Here is a 16,137-nt window from a genome sequence, read left to right as displayed (position 1 = left end):
CCGACCTCGCGGAGAGACATGACGACCACCAGAGCGGCCCTCGTCACCGGAGGGGCCAGGGGACTGGGCGCGGCAGCGGCTGAACGTCTCAGGGCCGATGGGCTGAAGGTCACGACACTCGACCTCGACGGTGCCGACATCTGCGCGGACGTGACGGAGGAAGGGATGCTGCGCCGGATCGCCGAGGAGATCGGGCCGGTGGACGTACTGGTCAACTCGGCAGGCATCGTAGGACCGAACAAGCCGCTCACCGAGACGACCCCCGAGGAGTGGCGCCACGTCCTCGACGTCAATGTCCTGGGCACCGTGAACACCATGCGGACGTTCGTCCCCGGCATGCGCGACCGCGGCTGGGGCCGTGTGGTCAACTTCGCCAGCATGGCAGGCAAGGACGGGAACGCCGACCTGTCGGTCTACTCCGCGTCCAAGGCGGCCGTGATCGCTTTGACCAAGTCCGCGGGCAAGGAACTGGCCACCAGCGGCGTCCTGGTCAACGTCATAGCTCCCGCCGTCATAGCGACACCCATGAACGACAGCACGGCTCCCGACGTGCTCGCCCGCATCGCCGGTCTGATCCCGATGCGGCGGATCGGCCGCCCCGAGGAGGTGGTCGAACTCGTCGCGTTCCTGTCCTCCGACCGGGTCAGTTTCTCCACCGGAGCCGTCTACGACATCAGCGGCGGAAGGGCGACCTACTGACTGCCGGGACCCTCCGAGCCCTCATGAAGACCGCTGGTCCGCCAGGGCCTCGAAGTAGGCCTGCTGCGAGGGGTAGTAGTCGTCGAAGCTCGGCGCCGGAGTGCCGTCGCGTGAGGCGACAAGCATGTCCAGGTAGTACTCCCAGCCCGGTCCGATCTCGCCGAGTCCCTTCGTGGTCGTGAGGTGATGGACGAACTGGAGCTCCGTCGTCCCGGCCGACTCGGACAGCCGCAGTTCCATGCGCCAGTCGCCCGCTTCGTCGGACGTGGAGACGGCGAGGTGCCGCGGCGGCTCGCACGCGTCGATACGCACCTCGGTCCACGCCTCGCCCTCCTCGAACGCCATCCGGACCCGGATGGTACGACCCGGCGCCGCGTCCCCTTCCCAGGGACCGAACCACCGTGCCGTGCGCTCCGATTCGGTGACGCTCGCCCACACGTCATCGATGGGCGCCCGGAACGTACGGGTCAGGATCAGGTCGTTGCCGTCGGCGGTGGGCACGAGCCGGCCGCTGGGTACTGGTTTCATGCGGTGTCCTCCGTACGTTCTCCATGTGGTGCCGTGCGACGCATGGACCTCTCACGGCGGGTGCGACGAACCTCTGTCTCAAGGGCGTCCAGGCGCTGATCCCAGCCGCCCGGCGCGCGGATCACGGCGATCCACTCGGCGACTTCCGCCAACGGCGCCGCATCGAGTCTGTACATCCGCTGCCGCCCCACGAGCTCGTCGCGGACCAGCCCGCACTCCCGCAGCACCCGCAGATGACGACTGATCGCCGGCCGGCTGATGGTGAAGCGACGCGCGATCTCCCCCACCGTGAGCGTGGCCCCACGCAGCATGAGAAGGATTTCCCTGCGTACGGGATCCGCTATCGCGTGGGCCACTTCGTCCATGACGAAAAGCGTAACCCCTTAGTTACGGGTTTGCTTCCAGTGGGCGTGCCTCGGACGACTGCTTCGAGGATCTGCCCCCGCGTCCGAGGTCCATCTCCCGCCATTCCGGCCGCAGCCCGGTCAGGTTCGTGGCGAGGAAGTACGCGACTCCGCAGGTGACCAGCACCGGCACGAGCCCGACGACGGCCACCGCCGCCCCGGCGATCAGCCCGCCGAGGGGGATGCCGGACCAGGCCAGCGAATCACCGAGCGCGTTGACACGGCCCAGTACGGGACGGGGCACCCGCTCGAAGAGGACGGCCCCGATGATCGGGTTGAGGAAGCCCGCGCCGAGCCCGCTGGCGGCGAACACGGCCAGTACGACGCCCATCGGTGCGTCGGCGGCGAGGACCAGGAAGCGCGGCGCCCCGGCGACCAGGAACCCGGTGAAGAACACCGCCCGGCGCCGCAGCCGGTGTGCGACCGCTGTGGCCAGCAGGCTCCCGCCGATCGCCGCGGCTCCCGCCATGCCGCTCATCAGGCCGATCGCTGTCGGTCCGTTGCCGGATTCCCTGGCCCAGACAGGGATGAGCACCGCGCTGAAGGCCGCATCCAGCAGGTTGGTGATCCCGACCATGACGATGAGGGTGAGGAGCAGCGGATCGCCGCGCAGGAAGGTGAAGCCTTCGCCGAACCGCCGCCAGTAGCCCGGCTCAGGCTCCCCGCCCGGCGACGGGGGCGCCGCGGTTGCGCGTCCCACGTCCTGGGGCAGTGCCACCGCGACGATCACCGATCCGGCGGCGAAACAGGCCGCGTTGACCACAAGACCCGTCAGGGGGCCGAGCAGCGCCACCAGGGATCCCGCGGCCGCGGGGCCGACCGTGGAGGCGAGCCGCTCGATCACGCCGGACAGGCCCGCGGCCCGCTCCAGCGGCACCCGGCTGCGGTCGGCCGCCTCCGGCACCATGACTTCCTTGGCGAGGTCGCCCGGACCACGGGCCGCCCCGATCAGCGCGACCAGGGCCAGCAGCAGGGGAAAGGAGAGCAGGCCCAGGCCGTGGAGGAGGGGAACGACAGCGGCGGCCGTCGCGCTGGCCAGGTCGGTGACCCAGGAGACGACGCGCGGCCCCACCCGGTCCACCAGCGGTCCGGTGAGCGCCTTGACCACCACGTACGGGGCCATCTCGCAGAAGGCGACGAGTCCGGTCCGGGTTGCGCTGCCGGTCGTGACGAGTACGAACCAGGGCAGCGCGATGCCGGAGATCCGAGTGCCCGTCAGCGACACCGCCATCGCCGAGAGCACCCCGCCCAGCGGACGCAAGGTGCGCGCGTCGGCTAAGTCGTCCGTACCGGAGGCCTTCTTCGTCATGGCCTCTCCGTGCCCGCGTCCGCGCCTGCATCGGCGTCTGCGCCTGTGCCCGTCGAGGTGGCGGGAGCGTCGGGCTCGGGCAGGAGGTGGGTGATCACGGAGAACCGCTCGGCGCCCTCGGGTGCCTGCGCCGCCGCCCCCGGTGTGTCCTGCCGATAGCGGGAGATGACTGCCCGCAACTCCTCGTAGAGCGCGGAAGCCTCCTCGGGAGTGATCCGCAGGGGCCAGTCGCTCATGTCGAAGGTGTCCCGCCAGACACGAGGCATGGTCTGAAGCTCGTTGAGCGCCTGCTGGGTGCGCGAGGTGTACGTGGCGGCGACGGACTGCAGGTAGGCCAGTGCGGCCTCGGGTTCCCGCTCGACCAGCTCTTGATCGTTGAACCACGTCCGCTGGTGCACCGAACGCCACCAGCGCTCCCGCGCGTTGCCGCGTTCCGTGTCCTCCTCGACGAGACCGGCCGCACCGAGCTGGCGCAGATGGTAGCTGGCCGTGCCGGAATTGACGCCCAGCCGCTCCGCAAGCCGGGTGGCCGTCGACGGACCATGCTTCCGCAGCAGTCCCACCAACTGCACCCGCACCGGGTGCGCGAGGGCACGCAGCCCCTTGGCATCCAGAACGACCGAGTCCGGATGGGGAGTCAAGTCCTGTGGCCGCTCGCTCCGTTCAGTCATACCGAGTGACCCTAGACCGCAAAGGGTTCTTCGCAAAGACTTCTTTGCGAAGAAGCCTCTGCGGTCCATGCCGCCCTCGCGGCAACACCGCTTCTTGGCATCATGAACTCAGTGAATGCGACCGGTGCTTCAGACGAACGTGACCAGCTTCTCCGTGCGCGGCTGACGAGTCTGCTGGAGGGTGTTCGTCCCTGGGACGAACAGGAGCGTGCCCATCTCGCCGAGGCGGTGGAGTGGGTTGCCGGCGGAGCTCCGCTCCATCGGGTACGGAAACCCGATGTGCCGCCGGTCCATCTCGTCAGCTACTTCGTGGTCCTGGACGAGAAGCGCGGCGAACTCCTGCTGGTCGCCCACCGGAAGGCCGGTCTGTGGCTTCCCAGTGGCGGTCATGTCGAGCCGATGGAGGACCCGTGGGACACGGTGGTGCGTGAGTGCCGCGAGGAAGTGTTCATCGACGCCGTTCCGTCGGTGGTCGCCGGCAGGCAGCCGTTTTTTCTGACCATCACGCAGACGCGCGGGCAGGGACGGCACACTGACGTGTCGCTCTGGTACGTCCTGGGGGCGGATGTCGGCAGTGTCGTCGCCTTCGACGAGGACGAATTCTCGGCGATCAAGTGGCTCTCGCTGTCACGGGTCCTCGCCGAGCCCGGGGACACCCTCGACCCGCACATGCACAGGTTCACCCGCAAGCTCATGGCCGCGCGGCCAGGGTGAGCGCAGCCCCTCCGTCCGCTCACATCTCACGTTCAAAGCGCGTCAGCCACCAGCGTGTTGGTGTCGGACGCGATCGCGACGCCTTCCTGCGTCGGTGTCCGGCGACGAGCAATGCCGAGCCGGCGAGGGCCGCGATCCCGGTGCCGACGGCCCAGCTGCCAACTCCGCTGCCGCCCTCCTTGGGCAGAGCGCAGGAGACCGTGCCGTTCTCGGCCACCTGGACGGGTGCCGTGTCGTTGCTGCGTTCGGTGTCCTTGACCCGGCTGCCGCCCGGCCCTGATTCGCCGGTCCGGGCAGAGACGGACACGCAGCCGGAACGGGTGTCGTCGCTGGTGGTGCGCAAGGTGAACTCGTAGAAGACCTTCTGGCCGACCTCGCTGTACTGGCTGCAGGTGTAGCTGCGGCCGCGATTCTTCGTCCGGCAGACCTGGTCGGCCATCTCCTCCTCGGCTTCGGGGTCGTAAGGCGCCCGGATCACCTCCGTGCCGGGCGGTGCGATGAACACGGTCCGGATCTCGCCCGTCTCGGCGGGGCCGTTGTTGCGGTAGCCGACGCGGATGCGGTGGGTCGTGCCGACCTTGCCGCGCAGCGCTGCGCCGATCGCCTCGATGTCGGCGGTGTTCCGCACCGGCACCTTCACCTCCGCCGGCTCAGGGGTGGTGGTGAACGTCGTCCCTTTGCCGCCGGTCGGGTCCGGAGTGAGGGAAAGGGGTGTGCCTTGCCCCGGCGTGAGGCCGGGGGCGGGGTCGCCCACGCAGCATGGCGGGCCCGGGTGCCGTCCGGAGGAGTGGAAGGACCACGCCCCGTAGGACAGTCGCTCGGCCAGCGCGGCTCGGCTCGGTTTGACCCGCAGCACCGGCTTCACCCGCATCGTCACGCCGGGAGCTATGACGGCGTCGGGAAGGAGGCATTGGACGGTGTCTGCGTCCTTGGCGTAGCGGCAGTTGCTGTGCCGGGTGGCCGCGGACAGATCTGCGTTGCCTTCGATGAGCAGGACGACACCGCGGGCAGGGACATCGCCGGTGTTGCGGATGACGATGGGCACGCTGAAGGTCTCACCGACGGCGATCGTCTTGAGGGCGGGACTCTCGTTCACTCGCAGTTCGGGCCGCCCGGCGATCACCTTCAGGCTGCCTCGGACGGCGGGCAGGCCTTCCGGCTTGAGGGTGTAGCTCAGGGTGCCGGAGTCCCCGGCATGGACCCCGGCTGCGGGGCGGAGCTTCAGCTCCTGCATGTTCCAGCCCTGGGAGTCGGGGTGCAGCTGCTTGGAACAGGTGAAGGACGGCATCCTCGGCCTGCAGCCGTCGGCCCCCGAGGCGACGACCGCGACGCCGTCGATCCCCGCCGCGTCCACGGTGAGTTCGGCATTCCGTGGCGGCCCGTCGTACGCGAACTCGAGGCCGAGCACATCGGAGGTGTACGGCTCCTGCGAATGCAGCGGTACGTAGAAATAGTCCTGTGTGATGTCGCGCGGACCCCTCTCCGCCGCCGTGGCCCGGCCAACGCCCGTAAGAGCGGTCATCAAGGTCAGGACAATGGCCACCACGCACCGGACGACGACCGCGCGCCGACGGTCCCGTATCCCGAACATTGCCGCAGTATCCCGCACCACCTCCCGCACCACCTCCTGTACGACCAGCCGTCCGTGGAGCCGAAACAGGGTGGCAGTCCCTTGCAGTTGGGGCCTACGATCATGACCAAGGCGGGGTCGTAGCACAGAGGTAGTGCGCCGCGACATCATCTCGGAGGACGTCGGTTCGAATCCGGCCGCCCCGCCCCTTCGGAGCACGCGGTTCGGGGCCCGCGGCCATGAACAAGCGCCACGGGTCGAGAACAAGCTCCAGGCGGAGACGCCTGTTCAGTCGATGATCGCGGTGGCCTCGACCTCGACCAGGAGGTCGGGCGCGGCCAGAGCGGCGACACCCACCCCGGTGAGCGGTGCGGCCGGGGTGACCCCCAGCTTCGCGGCGGCGCGTGCGACCCCTTCCGCGAACAGGGGCATCTTGTCGGGGGTCCAGTCGACGAGGTAGACGGTCAGTTTCACCACGTTGTCGAACGAGGCGCCGACCTCGGCCAGAGCCGTGCCGACATTGAGGTAGGACTGCTCGACCTGTGCGGCGAAGTCACCTTCGCCGACCGTGACCCCGTCGGCGTCCCAGGCGACCTGCCCGGCGAGGTAGATCAGCTTCGACCCGGTGGCGACCGATACCTGTCGGTAGAGGTCGACCTTCGTCAGTCCTTCGGGGTTCACCAGAGTGATGGCCATGCCGACTCCTTGTTCAGAGCCCTTGCGATGAGGGCTCGTTTCCGTCGTTCCATGATTCCCGTGGTCTCTTGTGGTTACTGGGAAACCGTAGGAGAGTGAGCGCTGACATGGAAGAACGCACTTTTCAGTGACTGGGGAACCTGATGGTGACCAAGCAGTTCAGCGACTCGCCGGACGAAGCGGACCTGACGCGCGCGGACTCTTTGGCGCGGGAGATCTTCTCGGACGTCGCCAACAAGTGGGCGCTCCTGATCATCGAGTCCCTCGGTGAGCGCACCCTGCGCTTCAGCGAGCTGAGGGACGAGGTCGAGGGCATCAGCCACAAGATGCTCACGCAGAACCTGCGCATGCTGGAGCGCAACGGCCTGGTCGACCGGAAGGTGCACCCCACCGTGCCGCCCCGGGTCGAATACACCCTCACCGAGCCGGGCCAGGGCCTACGGGCGACGGTGGACGGAATGTGTGACTGGACCCACCGGTACTTCGGTCACATCGAGGCCTCTCGCCGCAGCTTCGACGGCTGACAAGGGGGTTTGCGCGCGTTCTGTAATGGTTGTCATGCCTCGCGGTGTTACATCAGCCTGTCGGTATGCGCCGTACGACTCCCAGTACCCAGGCCACTGACTTCTCTGCCGACGTCGCCACTCCGGACGGGGCGCCGGCGTGATCGCACTGACCATCAAGGCGCTCGTTCCGGTCGTCCTGCTCATCGCGCTGGGCTACGCGCTCAAGCGAACGGTGATCACAGCCGAGAGTTTCTGGCCGGAAGCCGAGCGGCTGAGCTATCGCGTTCTGCTGCCCGCGCTGTTCCTGCACAGTCTGGCGACCGCCGACACCGACGATCTGCCTGTGCGTGCCCTGGCCGCCGTTCTGATCGCCTCCACGGTGGCCGTGGCCGTGCTGGTCGTCGCGTGCAGGCCCATGCTGCGGCTGAGGGACGATGCGTTCACGTCGGTCTTCCAGGGCAGCATCCGGTTCAACAACTACATCGGCGTGACGATCGCGGGCGGCCTGTTCGGCACCAAAGGCATCGCCTTCGCCGCGGTCTGCAACGCGGCGATCGTGCCGACGGTCAACGTGCTGTGCGTGCTGGTCTTCGCACGGTTCGGCAGCGCCCGCCCGAGCCTCTCGGGCGTCGTCAAACAGCTGGTGACCAACCCGCTCATCCTCGCCTGCGCGGGAGGCATCCTCCTCCAGGCCCTCGACCTGAGCCTGCCGCCGGGCATCGCACCGGCGATCCAGGCACTGGGTGCGGCCGCGATGCCGCTGGGTCTGCTGTGCATCGGTGCCGCCCTGCGCTTCGGCGCCGCACGGTCGTGGACGGCACCCATCCTCGCGTCCTCGTCCGCCAAGTTCGCGCTCATGCCGGCCGCGACCTTCCTGGCGGCTCAAGTGGTAGGCCTGGGCTCCCACGCGCTGATCATCGCCGTACTCTTCCAGGCCCTGCCCACGGCATCGTCGTCGTACATCATGGCCAGGCAACTGGGCGGCGACGCACCGCTGATGGCCGGGATCACCGCGACGCAGACGCTCCTGGGCATCGCCGCCGTCCCGCTCGTCGTGGCACTGGTCCCGGCGTAGGGCCGCCCCGGCGGCTGGGGAGAGGCGGACAGGGGGCTGCCGAACGCCGCTCCTGCCCTTCTGGGAAGGCAATCCGGGCCCGCCGACCGGATTAGGCCTGCTTCATACGGTGGCGCCGCACCGCGTCCGTGTTGGCGCAGCGCGCGCGACAGTAGGCGCGGCGGCCGTTGCGGCTGGTGTCCACGAAGACGGTCCGGCAGGAGTCGAGTGCGCATGCGCCCAGCCGTTCCCCCTCGGCCTCCATGGTGAAGATGGCCAGGCCTCCCGCGGTCACGGCCTTCACACGGCTCTGGAGGTCCTGGCCGTCCGGAGCGAAGTGGAGATGTGGCCGCAATTCGTCGTGCGTGGTCAGATACACACTTCCGGCTCCGTCCGCGAGCAGCGCGTTGATGGTCCGGCACAGCCCGGTCTGCGAGGACGCCTCGAAGACCGGCCTCAACCGCCGCGACCACGCCCGGATCTCCTCACCGGCGGCAGCAGTCACCCGCGGACGACGGATCTGATGCTCCCGCAGCGCCCGCTCCAGCGCCTCGGGCGTCCACGGGCCGCTCGATTCGAGATTCACCAGGGCCACGGCCAGATGGACACCGACCATGTTGTCATGCTCAAACTGCACTCAAGCATTACAGCACAGACCCTGCGGCGGGGTCGTAACCGAGGGCGCTCAGATTCGTCAACTGCCTTGCCTGTCAGGTGATTTGGCGGTCCGGTATTGGCTCTGGCGGCCGGTGTCGCCTACTCTCGAAAATACCTACGGGGGTATAGCGTGAAGATCGTGAGGAGTCCTTCATGCCATCCACGTCCTCCGCCCGCCGTTCCGCCCGGAGGCGCCACCGGGTGCTGATCGTCGGAGGCGGCACCGCCGGTATCACCGTCGCTGCACGCTTGCGCCGAGCCGGTGTCACCGACGTCGCGGTGCTCGAACCGGCGAGCACCCACTGGTACCAGCCGCTGTGGACCCTGGTCGGCGGCGGTCAGGCCCCGCTGGACATCACCCGCCGCCCCGAGGCCTCCGTGATGCCGAGGCGGGTGTGCTGGATCCGCGAGGCTGCCGCATCCGTCGACCCCGAGGCGCGGACGGTCACCACGACCGAGCACCGCACCATCGGGTACGACCACCTGGTGATGGCTCCCGGTCTCCAGCTGGACTGGGACGCAGTTCCCGGCCTGGACACAGCCGTCGGACACGGGGCTGTGTCCAGCAACTACTCCTTCGCGCATGCTCCGTACACCTGGGAACTGATTCGAGGCCTGCGCTCGGGCACCGCGGTCTTCACCCAGCCGACCGGCCCGGTCAAGTGCGGCGGCGCCCCGCAGAAGATCGCCTACCTGGCCGCCGACCACTGGCGCAGGCAAGGTGTTCTGGACCGCATCCGAGTGGTCCTGGTCCTGCCCGCGGACTCCATGTTCGCCGTACCCGTCTGGCGCCGGGCCCTGGAGAGGGTCGCCGACCGCTACGGCATCGAGGTGCGACTGAACTCGGAGATGACCTCTGTTGATGGCGCTGCCCGTCGGCTGACCGTGGCCAACCACTCCACGGGCGACGAGGAGACCCGCGGCTTCGATCTGCTCCACGCCGTCCCGCCGCAGAGTGCCCCCGACTGGGTCAAGCACAGCCCGCTCGCCGATCCCACCAGTCCGTACGGCTATGTGGAGGTCGACAAGTACACCCTTCAACACCCGCGCCACCGCAATGTGTTCGCCCTTGGCGACGTCGCGAACCTGCCCACCTCCAAGACTGGCGCCGCCGTCCGCAAGCAGGCCCCCGTCGTGGTCGCCAACCTGCTGGCCGAGATCGAGGCCGATCCCAAGGGCGAACGCCGTGACCTGTGCCGCTACGACGGCTACACCTCCTGCCCGTTGGTCACGGCCCGCGACAGGATGCTGCTCGCCGAGTTCGACTACGACCTGCGCCCCGCCCCCAGCATCCCCTTGGTCGACACCACCGAGGAACGCCGGGACATGTGGCTGCTCAAGCGCTACGGCCTTCCCGCCCTGTACTGGCACGGCATGCTCAAGGGCCTTGCCTGGAAGGCCGGGTGATCCGCGTCCCGCCCTGCCCAACCCAGCCCCGCCCAGCCACTCCACGAAAGCCACAGCCCGAACCTGTGGGATACGTGAACTGGTCTACGCACCAGGCCAGTTGGGACGTACGTTGTCCGGTGAACCATCCACGCCTCGGCCGAGAGACGGGCTGCACTCATGACCGACCACGCGACGACGCCCGGACCCGAGGCGCATCAGAAGATCGACACTTCGGTGCCGCACTCTGCGCGGATCTGGAACTACTGGCTGGGCGGCAAGGACAACTACCCCGTGGACCAGGAGGCCGGCGACGCGTACACCGCCGTCTTCCCCGGCATCGTGACCATCGCCCGCAGCAGCCGCGCCTTCCTGCGCCGCAACATCACGTACCTGGTCGCCGAGGCGGGCATCCGGCAGTTCCTGGACGTCGGAACCGGTCTGCCGACCGCTGACAACACCCATGAGGTCGCCCAGCGCATCGCGCCGGAGTCCAGGATCGTCTACGTCGACAACGACCCGCTGGTGGTGGCACACGCCCGCGACCTGCTCCACTCCACCCGGGAGGGGGCGACCGCCTTCGTCGACGCCGACGTGCTGGACCCGGAGCGCATCCTGGCGGCCGCAGCCGAGACGCTGGACCTCACCCGTCCCACCGCCCTCGTCCTGAGTAACATCCTGGGCCACGTCGCCGACCACGACCGGGCGTGCTCCATCGTCACCCGCCTGATGGACGCGCTACCTTCCGGCAGCCACCTCTCCATCAACGACGGTTCACGGGGCATCGATCCGGTCTTCGAGCAGGCCCAGGACGCCTACAACGAAAGCGGCGCCGTCCCGTACAACCTGCGTACCGTCGACGAGATCACGGCGTACTTCGACGGTCTGGAACTCATCGAGCCCGGGGTCGTCTCGGTCCCCCTCTGGCGCCCGGAACCCACCTCTGCCACCCCCGAACCCGTCGGCGAGCACGGCGGCCTCGCCCGTAAGCCGTGACCGTCGGCTGTACGGGCGTGCCTCAGGGGCCGAAGTGCTCCACGCGCGCTTGCGCGGGTGGGTAGGGGGAGGACGAGGTCGTGCCGACGGACCAGTACTCGCCGGTTGCGGGTATCCGGGCAAGTGCGTTGAGCACGACCGGTGTCGTCGCGAGCGGACCTCGTTCGCTCACCCAGGCCGTGCCGTCCCAGCGCAGATAGTGCGCCCGTGTCTGGTCCCAGAAGTCCCAGCCGGCGATACGGTCCGGCCGCCCCTGGTCGTCGCCGGTGATGCCGCTGAGCAGGCCGACGGTGAACGGCGGGGTGACGTAGCTCCACGTGGTGCCGTCCCAGTGCCGCAGCACGCAGCTCGGGGGCTTTCCGGGCGGCCCGCCGACCCCGTAGTCGTAGCCGGTGAGCCAGACGTCGTTGTCGGCGCAGGGGAGAAGCCCGGTGACGCCGAAGCGGAGCCCTGTGGGCGGCGGCAGTTCGGTCCAGGCTCCGTCCCAGCGAGCGACGACACCGGTTCCGTACACCCATATCTCGCCACCCGGTGTGCGGTGGACGCCCGACGGCGCCTCGGTCACCGTGCTCGGCAGCAGCGCGCACCAGCGCCACTCCCGCTTGTTCCAGTGCAGCAGCCCCTGCCCGTCACTGTTGCGGCCGGAGACCCAGGCCCGCCCGTCGGGGGCGACCGCCACGCCGGTGAGTTCGGTCCCGGTGTCCTCCTGCCCCGGGTAGGCCACCTCCTGCCAGGTGACGCCGTCCCAGGCCAGCAGGTGCCCGTGCCCGGAGGTGTCGGTGCCGACGGCCCACGCCGCGTCGGGGGAGCTGCCCGCGACGGAACGCAGTTGTCCGGCGAAGTCCAGATGGTCCAGGCCGGTCCGTGTCCACGCCGTACCGTCCCAGCCCATCGCCAGCGGCCTGCCCCGTGTGGAGCCGTTCCGGCCCTCCTCGCCCACGGCCCACGCGAGCTCCGGCCCGGCGGCCGCCACGTCGACGAACTGCGCGGCCTCCTGCCCGTTCGGCACGGGCACGGGCTGCCAGCCCGGGGGAAACGCGGCGGCGGCAGCGCTGCGGGCGGCCGCGAACGGCCCGGCCGCCGTGGTCAGCCCGAATCCTGCCGCGGTGCCGATCAATCCACTGACGAAGTGCCGTCTTCGCACGGGAACTTCCCTTCCTGTGCCGAGTAGGGAGGATCCACCGTTGGGCAGTACGCCGAAGAGGTCAATGCACGGAGGTGAGCATCTCGCGGCCCGTCGGGAATCGGCCGAAACACCCCGGCCGACGCCTTGGAGTGGGTGTGCCGGGAAGTCGTACGGCCCTCACCGCCCCCGGGGCAGGCCCGTCACGGACATCATGAGTGAGTAGAGCGAGGTCGTGGCCGTGATGAAGAGACGGTTGTTCTTCGGGCCGCCGAAGGCGATGTTGGAGACCGGCTCGGGCACGCGCAGTCGTCCGATGAGGGTGCCGTCGGGGTCGTAGCAGTGCACGCCCTCGTCGAACGCGGCGGCCCACAGTCGCCCTTCGTCGTCGAAGCGGATGTTGTCGAAGCCGCCCTCGGTGTGCTGGGCGAACACCTTGCCGTCCGAGAGGGTGCGATCCTCGTGCACGTCGAAGACGCGGATCTGTCCGGCCTTCGTGTCGGCGACGTACAACTGCCTTTCGTCCCCCGAGAAGACCAGGCCGTTCGGTCCGCCGAAGCCGTCCGCGACCCGGTGGATCCCGCCGGTCACGGGGTCGATCCGATAGACGTCGCAGCTGCCGATCTCGCTCTCGGCGCGGAACCCCTCGTAGTCGCTGGTGATCCCGAAGTCCGGGTCCGTGAACCAGACGGAGCCGTCGGAGCGTACGACCGCGTCGTTCGGGCTGTTGAACCGCTTGCCCTCGAAGCGGTCGGCGAGCACGGTGACGCGGCCGTCGTGCTCGGTGCGGGTGACTCGGCGGTTGCCCTGCTCGCAGCTCACCAGCCGGCCCTCGCGGTCGAGAGTGTTGCCGTTGACGTGTCCGGCCGGGGAACGGAAGACCCCGATCGCGCCCGTCGTCTCGTCACAGCGCAGCAGGCGGTCGTTGGGAATGTCGCTCCAGATCAGCTGCCGCCAGGCGGGCAGATAGAGCGGCCCCTCGGCCCAGCGGCAGTCGGAGTACAACTGCTCCAGACGCGCGTCGCCGTTCGCGCACCGACCGGTGCGAAAGCGCTCATCCAGGACCTCGTACAGGTTGTTGAGAATCTCGCCGGACATGGCCAACCTCTCTCCGTGCGGAGCTGAGCGTCATGCGGATCTGAACGTCATTCGCCGTGATCCTAATATGACCGAACGGGATATGGTTGGGGTATGGGGATGGTCAACGGGATCGTGGACGACGTCGACAGGGCGCTGATCGCGGAGCTGCAGCGCGACGCCGGGCAGGCCTACGCGCTGCTCGGCAGGGCGGTCGGCCTGTCGGCCGGTGCCGCTCACGATCGTGTACGTAAGCTCCGTGAACGCGGCGTGATCCGCCGTACGACCGTGGACGTCGACCCGGCCGCCCTCGGGCGGGGCGTGCTCGCCTTCGTCATGGTCGACTCGTCGGCCTGGATGGGGGAGGCGTCCGAATCGTTCGCCGCCATCCCCGAGATCCAGGAAGCCCACGTCATCGCGGGCACGGCGTCCGTCCTCGTGAAGGTGCGCACGGCCACCACGGAGCAGTTGCAGGACGTCCTGCGGCGGCTCTACGAGATCGAGGGCGTGAGTGGGACGCATGCGACGGTCGTGCTGGAGACATTCTTCGAACGGCCGGTCGGTGCCGACTGACGGTGCCGGGCCGATGCTTGTCGGGTGCCGGGAGGCACCCATCGTGAAACTGATTGCTGGAAAGGGCACTTCGAAATCGTGAATCTTTGGTCGATCTACCAGCACGGCTTCGCGCGGATCGCCGCGTGCACCGGCCATGCGGCCATCGCCGACCCGCCCGCCAACGCGGAGGCGGTCCTGCGACAGGGCCGCCGATGTGCGCAGGACGGGGTCGCCGTCGCCGTGTTCCCCGAACTCTGCCTGTCCGGCTACTCGATCGAGGACCTGCTGCTGCAGGACGCGCTGCTCGACGAGGTCGAGGAGGCGCTCCAGACCGTGGTCGCCGGGTCGGCGGATCTGCTGACGGTGCTCGTCGTAGGTGCCCCGCTGCGGCATCGCCACCGCATCTACAACTGTGCGGTGATGGTGCACCGCGGGCGGATCCTCGGTGTCGCGCCCAAGTCCTACCTGCCGAACTACCGCGAGTTCTACGAGCGGCGGCAGATCGCCGCGGGCGACGACGAGCGGGGCGGAACGATCCAGGTCGGCGGAGCGACCGTGCCGTTCGGCACGGACCTGCTCTTCGCGGCCGAGGACGTCCCCGGCCTGGTACTGCACGCGGAGATCTGCGAGGACATGTGGGTGCCGGTGCCCCCGAGTGCGGAGGCGGCGCTGGCCGGAGCGACCGTCCTCCTCAACCTCTCGGGCAGCCCGATCACGGTCGGCCGGGCCGAGGACCGGCGGCTGTTGTGCCGCGCCGCGTCCGCCCGCTGCCTCGCCGCCTACGTCTACGCGGCGGCCGGACTGGGAGAGTCGTCCACCGACCTGTCCTGGGACGGCCAGACCATGATCTACGAGAACGGTGAACTGCTGGCCGAGACCGACCGGTTCCCGCTCGACGACCAGTACGCGGTGGCGGATGTCGACCTCGACCTGTTGCGGCAGGCCCGCGCCCGGATGGGCACGTTCGACGACAACCGCCGCACCCACGCCGCGCGCACCAGCGGCTTCCGGTCCGTGTCGTTCCGGCTCGACCCGCCCGCGACCGACCTCGGACTGCGTCGCAGGGTCGAGCGATTCCCGTTCGTACCGGCCGACCCCAGCCGCCTCGCCCAGGACTGCTACGAGGCGTACAATATCCAGGTCACCGGCCTGCAGCAGCGACTGGCGGCGATCGGCGGCCCGAAGGTCGTCATCGGTGTGTCTGGCGGCCTCGACTCCACGCACGCGCTGATCGTCGCCGCCCGGGCCATGGACCGCGCGGGCCGCCCGCGCAGCGACATCCTGGCCTTCACCCTGCCCGGTTTCGCGACCAGCGAGGGCACCAAGAGCAACGCGCACAAGCTGATGCGTTCGCTCGGAGTCACCGCCGCCGAACTGGACATCACGCCGACGGCCCGGCTCATGCTCCAGGAGATCGAGCACCCGTTCTCCGCCGGTGAGCCGGTGTACGACGTGACCTTCGAGAACGTGCAGGCCGGGTTGCGCACCGACTATCTGTTCCGGCTGGCCAACCAGCGCGGGGGCATCGTGCTCGGCACCGGTGACCTGTCCGAGCTGGCGCTCGGCTGGTGCACCTATGGCGTCGGTGACCAGATGAGTCACTACAACGTCAACTCCGGTGTCCCGAAGACATTGATCCAGCACCTGATCCGATGGGTCATCAGCAGCGGTCAGTTCGAGGAGGAGACCAACGAGACGCTGGCCGCGATCCTCGACACGGAGATCAGCCCGGAGCTCGTGCCGGGAGAGGAACTGCAGTCCACGGAGTCCAAGATCGGCCCGTACGCGCTGCACGACTTCACCCTGTTCCACATCCTGCGCCACGGCTTCCGGCCGTCGAAGATCGGCTTCCTGGCCTGGCACGCATGGCACGACCAGGGCGCCGGTGTATGGCCGCCGGGATTCCCCGAGGCCAAGCGGACGGCGTACGACCTGCAGGAGATCCGGCACTGGCTGGAGACCTTCTGCCGCCGCTTCTTCGGGTTCGCGCAGTTCAAGCGCTCAGCCATGCCGAACGGGCCGAAGGTCCTGGCCGGTGGTTCCCTGTCACCTCGCGGCGACTGGCGCGCCCCGTCGGACAGCACGGCGGCGGTCTGGCTCAGGGACCTCGCCCGCTGGGACGCTCCACAGAAGCCGGAAGGGGAGTAGGCGAACCTCGGGTCCAAGGGAGAGTAGGCGAACCTCGGAACCGC

General features: G+C 69.0%; 17 protein-coding genes. 8 read left to right on the top strand and 9 right to left on the bottom strand.

What is annotated here, in order from left to right:
* Positions 1-18: 18 nt before the first annotated feature.
* Positions 19-699: an SDR family NAD(P)-dependent oxidoreductase gene (locus tag QF035_RS05595; protein ID WP_307518642.1), complete on the top strand. Its 681-nt coding sequence runs from the start codon at positions 19-21 to the stop codon at positions 697-699.
* A gap of 21 nt (positions 700-720) precedes the next feature.
* Here the strand turns inward: QF035_RS05595 and QF035_RS05590 are convergent, their stop codons facing one another.
* The 4 genes from QF035_RS05590 to QF035_RS05575 are packed head-to-tail and all read right to left on the bottom strand — an operon-like array spanning position 721 to position 3,611.
* Positions 721-1,227, bottom strand: coding sequence for an SRPBCC family protein (locus tag QF035_RS05590; protein ID WP_307518640.1), 507 nt, complete (start codon positions 1,225-1,227; stop codon positions 721-723).
* A complete protein-coding gene (locus QF035_RS05585; protein WP_307518638.1) occupies positions 1,224-1,592 on the bottom strand; it encodes a metalloregulator ArsR/SmtB family transcription factor in 369 nt (122 codons plus the stop codon). Before QF035_RS05585 ends, QF035_RS05590 begins: the two co-directional genes overlap by 4 nt.
* A gap of 22 nt (positions 1,593-1,614) precedes the next feature.
* Entirely contained in the window at positions 1,615-2,940 is a 1,326-nt protein-coding gene (locus QF035_RS05580; RefSeq protein WP_307518636.1) for an MFS transporter, read from the bottom strand.
* The gene (locus tag QF035_RS05575; protein WP_307518634.1) at positions 2,937-3,611 is read right to left on the bottom strand and encodes a winged helix-turn-helix domain-containing protein; all 675 of its coding nucleotides are present in this window, start codon (positions 3,609-3,611) and stop codon (positions 2,937-2,939) included. Before QF035_RS05575 ends, QF035_RS05580 begins: the two co-directional genes overlap by 4 nt.
* 102 nt (positions 3,612-3,713) lie before the next feature.
* Between QF035_RS05575 and QF035_RS05570 the strand changes: the two genes are divergently transcribed.
* Complete coding sequence (locus QF035_RS05570; RefSeq protein ID WP_307518632.1) at positions 3,714-4,325, top strand: NUDIX hydrolase; 612 nt, start codon at positions 3,714-3,716, stop codon at positions 4,323-4,325.
* Between the two features lie 19 nt (positions 4,326-4,344).
* On the opposite strand, the gene QF035_RS05565 is transcribed toward QF035_RS05570, so the two are convergent.
* Both QF035_RS05565 and QF035_RS05560 read right to left on the bottom strand, forming a co-directional pair.
* Entirely contained in the window at positions 4,345-5,916 is a 1,572-nt protein-coding gene (locus QF035_RS05565; protein ID WP_307518630.1) for a hypothetical protein, read from the bottom strand.
* Positions 5,917-6,183: 267 nt separating this feature from the next.
* A complete protein-coding gene (locus QF035_RS05560; protein ID WP_307518628.1) occupies positions 6,184-6,591 on the bottom strand; it encodes a RidA family protein in 408 nt (135 codons plus the stop codon).
* Between the two features lie 143 nt (positions 6,592-6,734).
* On the opposite strand from QF035_RS05560, the gene QF035_RS05555 reads away from it, so the two are divergent.
* Together QF035_RS05555 and QF035_RS05550 are read left to right on the top strand one after the other, a co-directional pair.
* Positions 6,735-7,115 (top strand): winged helix-turn-helix transcriptional regulator, encoded by a 381-nt coding sequence (locus tag QF035_RS05555; protein WP_055616014.1) that lies wholly within the window; start codon positions 6,735-6,737, stop codon positions 7,113-7,115.
* Between the two features lie 139 nt (positions 7,116-7,254).
* A complete protein-coding gene (locus QF035_RS05550) occupies positions 7,255-8,172 on the top strand; it encodes an AEC family transporter (protein ID WP_307518627.1) in 918 nt (305 codons plus the stop codon).
* 91 nt (positions 8,173-8,263) lie between these two features.
* Here the strand turns inward: QF035_RS05550 and QF035_RS05545 are convergent, their stop codons facing one another.
* Positions 8,264-8,788, bottom strand: coding sequence for a CGNR zinc finger domain-containing protein (locus tag QF035_RS05545; protein ID WP_307518625.1), 525 nt, complete (start codon positions 8,786-8,788; stop codon positions 8,264-8,266).
* Between the two features lie 173 nt (positions 8,789-8,961).
* On the opposite strand from QF035_RS05545, the gene QF035_RS05540 reads away from it, so the two are divergent.
* Positions 8,962-10,215, top strand: a complete 1,254-nt coding sequence (locus tag QF035_RS05540; protein WP_307518623.1) for an NAD(P)/FAD-dependent oxidoreductase — start codon at positions 8,962-8,964, stop codon at positions 10,213-10,215.
* A gap of 159 nt (positions 10,216-10,374) precedes the next feature.
* Positions 10,375-11,190: an SAM-dependent methyltransferase gene (locus tag QF035_RS05535; RefSeq protein ID WP_307518621.1), complete on the top strand. Its 816-nt coding sequence runs from the start codon at positions 10,375-10,377 to the stop codon at positions 11,188-11,190.
* A 22-nt stretch (positions 11,191-11,212) separates the two neighbouring features.
* Here the strand turns inward: QF035_RS05535 and QF035_RS05530 are convergent, their stop codons facing one another.
* The gene (locus tag QF035_RS05530) at positions 11,213-12,334 is read right to left on the bottom strand and encodes a hypothetical protein (protein ID WP_307518619.1); all 1,122 of its coding nucleotides are present in this window, start codon (positions 12,332-12,334) and stop codon (positions 11,213-11,215) included.
* Between the two features lie 159 nt (positions 12,335-12,493).
* Positions 12,494-13,411 (bottom strand): SMP-30/gluconolactonase/LRE family protein, encoded by a 918-nt coding sequence (locus QF035_RS05525; RefSeq protein ID WP_307518618.1) that lies wholly within the window; start codon positions 13,409-13,411, stop codon positions 12,494-12,496.
* A gap of 114 nt (positions 13,412-13,525) precedes the next feature.
* Here QF035_RS05525 and QF035_RS05520 point away from each other — a divergent pair, with 114 nt between their 5' ends.
* On the top strand, positions 13,526-13,963 hold the full coding sequence (locus QF035_RS05520) for an Lrp/AsnC family transcriptional regulator (protein ID WP_307530903.1): 438 nt from the start codon (positions 13,526-13,528) through the stop codon (positions 13,961-13,963).
* 78 nt (positions 13,964-14,041) lie between these two features.
* Positions 14,042-16,093, top strand: a complete 2,052-nt coding sequence (locus QF035_RS05515; protein ID WP_307518616.1) for an NAD(+) synthase — start codon at positions 14,042-14,044, stop codon at positions 16,091-16,093.
* Positions 16,094-16,137: the final 44 nt, after the last annotated feature.

It is taken from the genome of Streptomyces umbrinus, from assembly GCF_030817415.1.
Classification (GTDB): domain Bacteria; phylum Actinomycetota; class Actinomycetes; order Streptomycetales; family Streptomycetaceae; genus Streptomyces; species Streptomyces umbrinus_A.
Note: the sequence above shows the minus strand (reverse complement) of the source record. Positions and strands in the feature narration are given on the sequence as shown.

Coding starts and splice junctions, on each gene's coding strand:
- QF035_RS05595 (WP_307518642.1), top strand. CDS start 19: ATGACGACCACCAGAGCGGCCCTCGTCACCGGAGGGGCCAGGGGACTG.
- QF035_RS05590 (WP_307518640.1), bottom strand. CDS start 1,227: ATGAAACCAGTACCCAGCGGCCGGCTCGTGCCCACCGCCGACGGCAAC.
- QF035_RS05585 (WP_307518638.1), bottom strand. CDS start 1,592: ATGGACGAAGTGGCCCACGCGATAGCGGATCCCGTACGCAGGGAAATC.
- QF035_RS05580 (WP_307518636.1), bottom strand. CDS start 2,940: ATGACGAAGAAGGCCTCCGGTACGGACGACTTAGCCGACGCGCGCACC.
- QF035_RS05575 (WP_307518634.1), bottom strand. CDS start 3,611: ATGACTGAACGGAGCGAGCGGCCACAGGACTTGACTCCCCATCCGGAC.
- QF035_RS05570 (WP_307518632.1), top strand. CDS start 3,714: ATGAACTCAGTGAATGCGACCGGTGCTTCAGACGAACGTGACCAGCTT.
- QF035_RS05565 (WP_307518630.1), bottom strand. CDS start 5,916: ATGTTCGGGATACGGGACCGTCGGCGCGCGGTCGTCGTCCGGTGCGTG.
- QF035_RS05560 (WP_307518628.1), bottom strand. CDS start 6,591: ATGGCCATCACTCTGGTGAACCCCGAAGGACTGACGAAGGTCGACCTC.
- QF035_RS05555 (WP_055616014.1), top strand. CDS start 6,735: ATGGTGACCAAGCAGTTCAGCGACTCGCCGGACGAAGCGGACCTGACG.
- QF035_RS05540 (WP_307518623.1), top strand. CDS start 8,962: ATGCCATCCACGTCCTCCGCCCGCCGTTCCGCCCGGAGGCGCCACCGG.
- QF035_RS05535 (WP_307518621.1), top strand. CDS start 10,375: ATGACCGACCACGCGACGACGCCCGGACCCGAGGCGCATCAGAAGATC.
- QF035_RS05525 (WP_307518618.1), bottom strand. CDS start 13,411: ATGTCCGGCGAGATTCTCAACAACCTGTACGAGGTCCTGGATGAGCGC.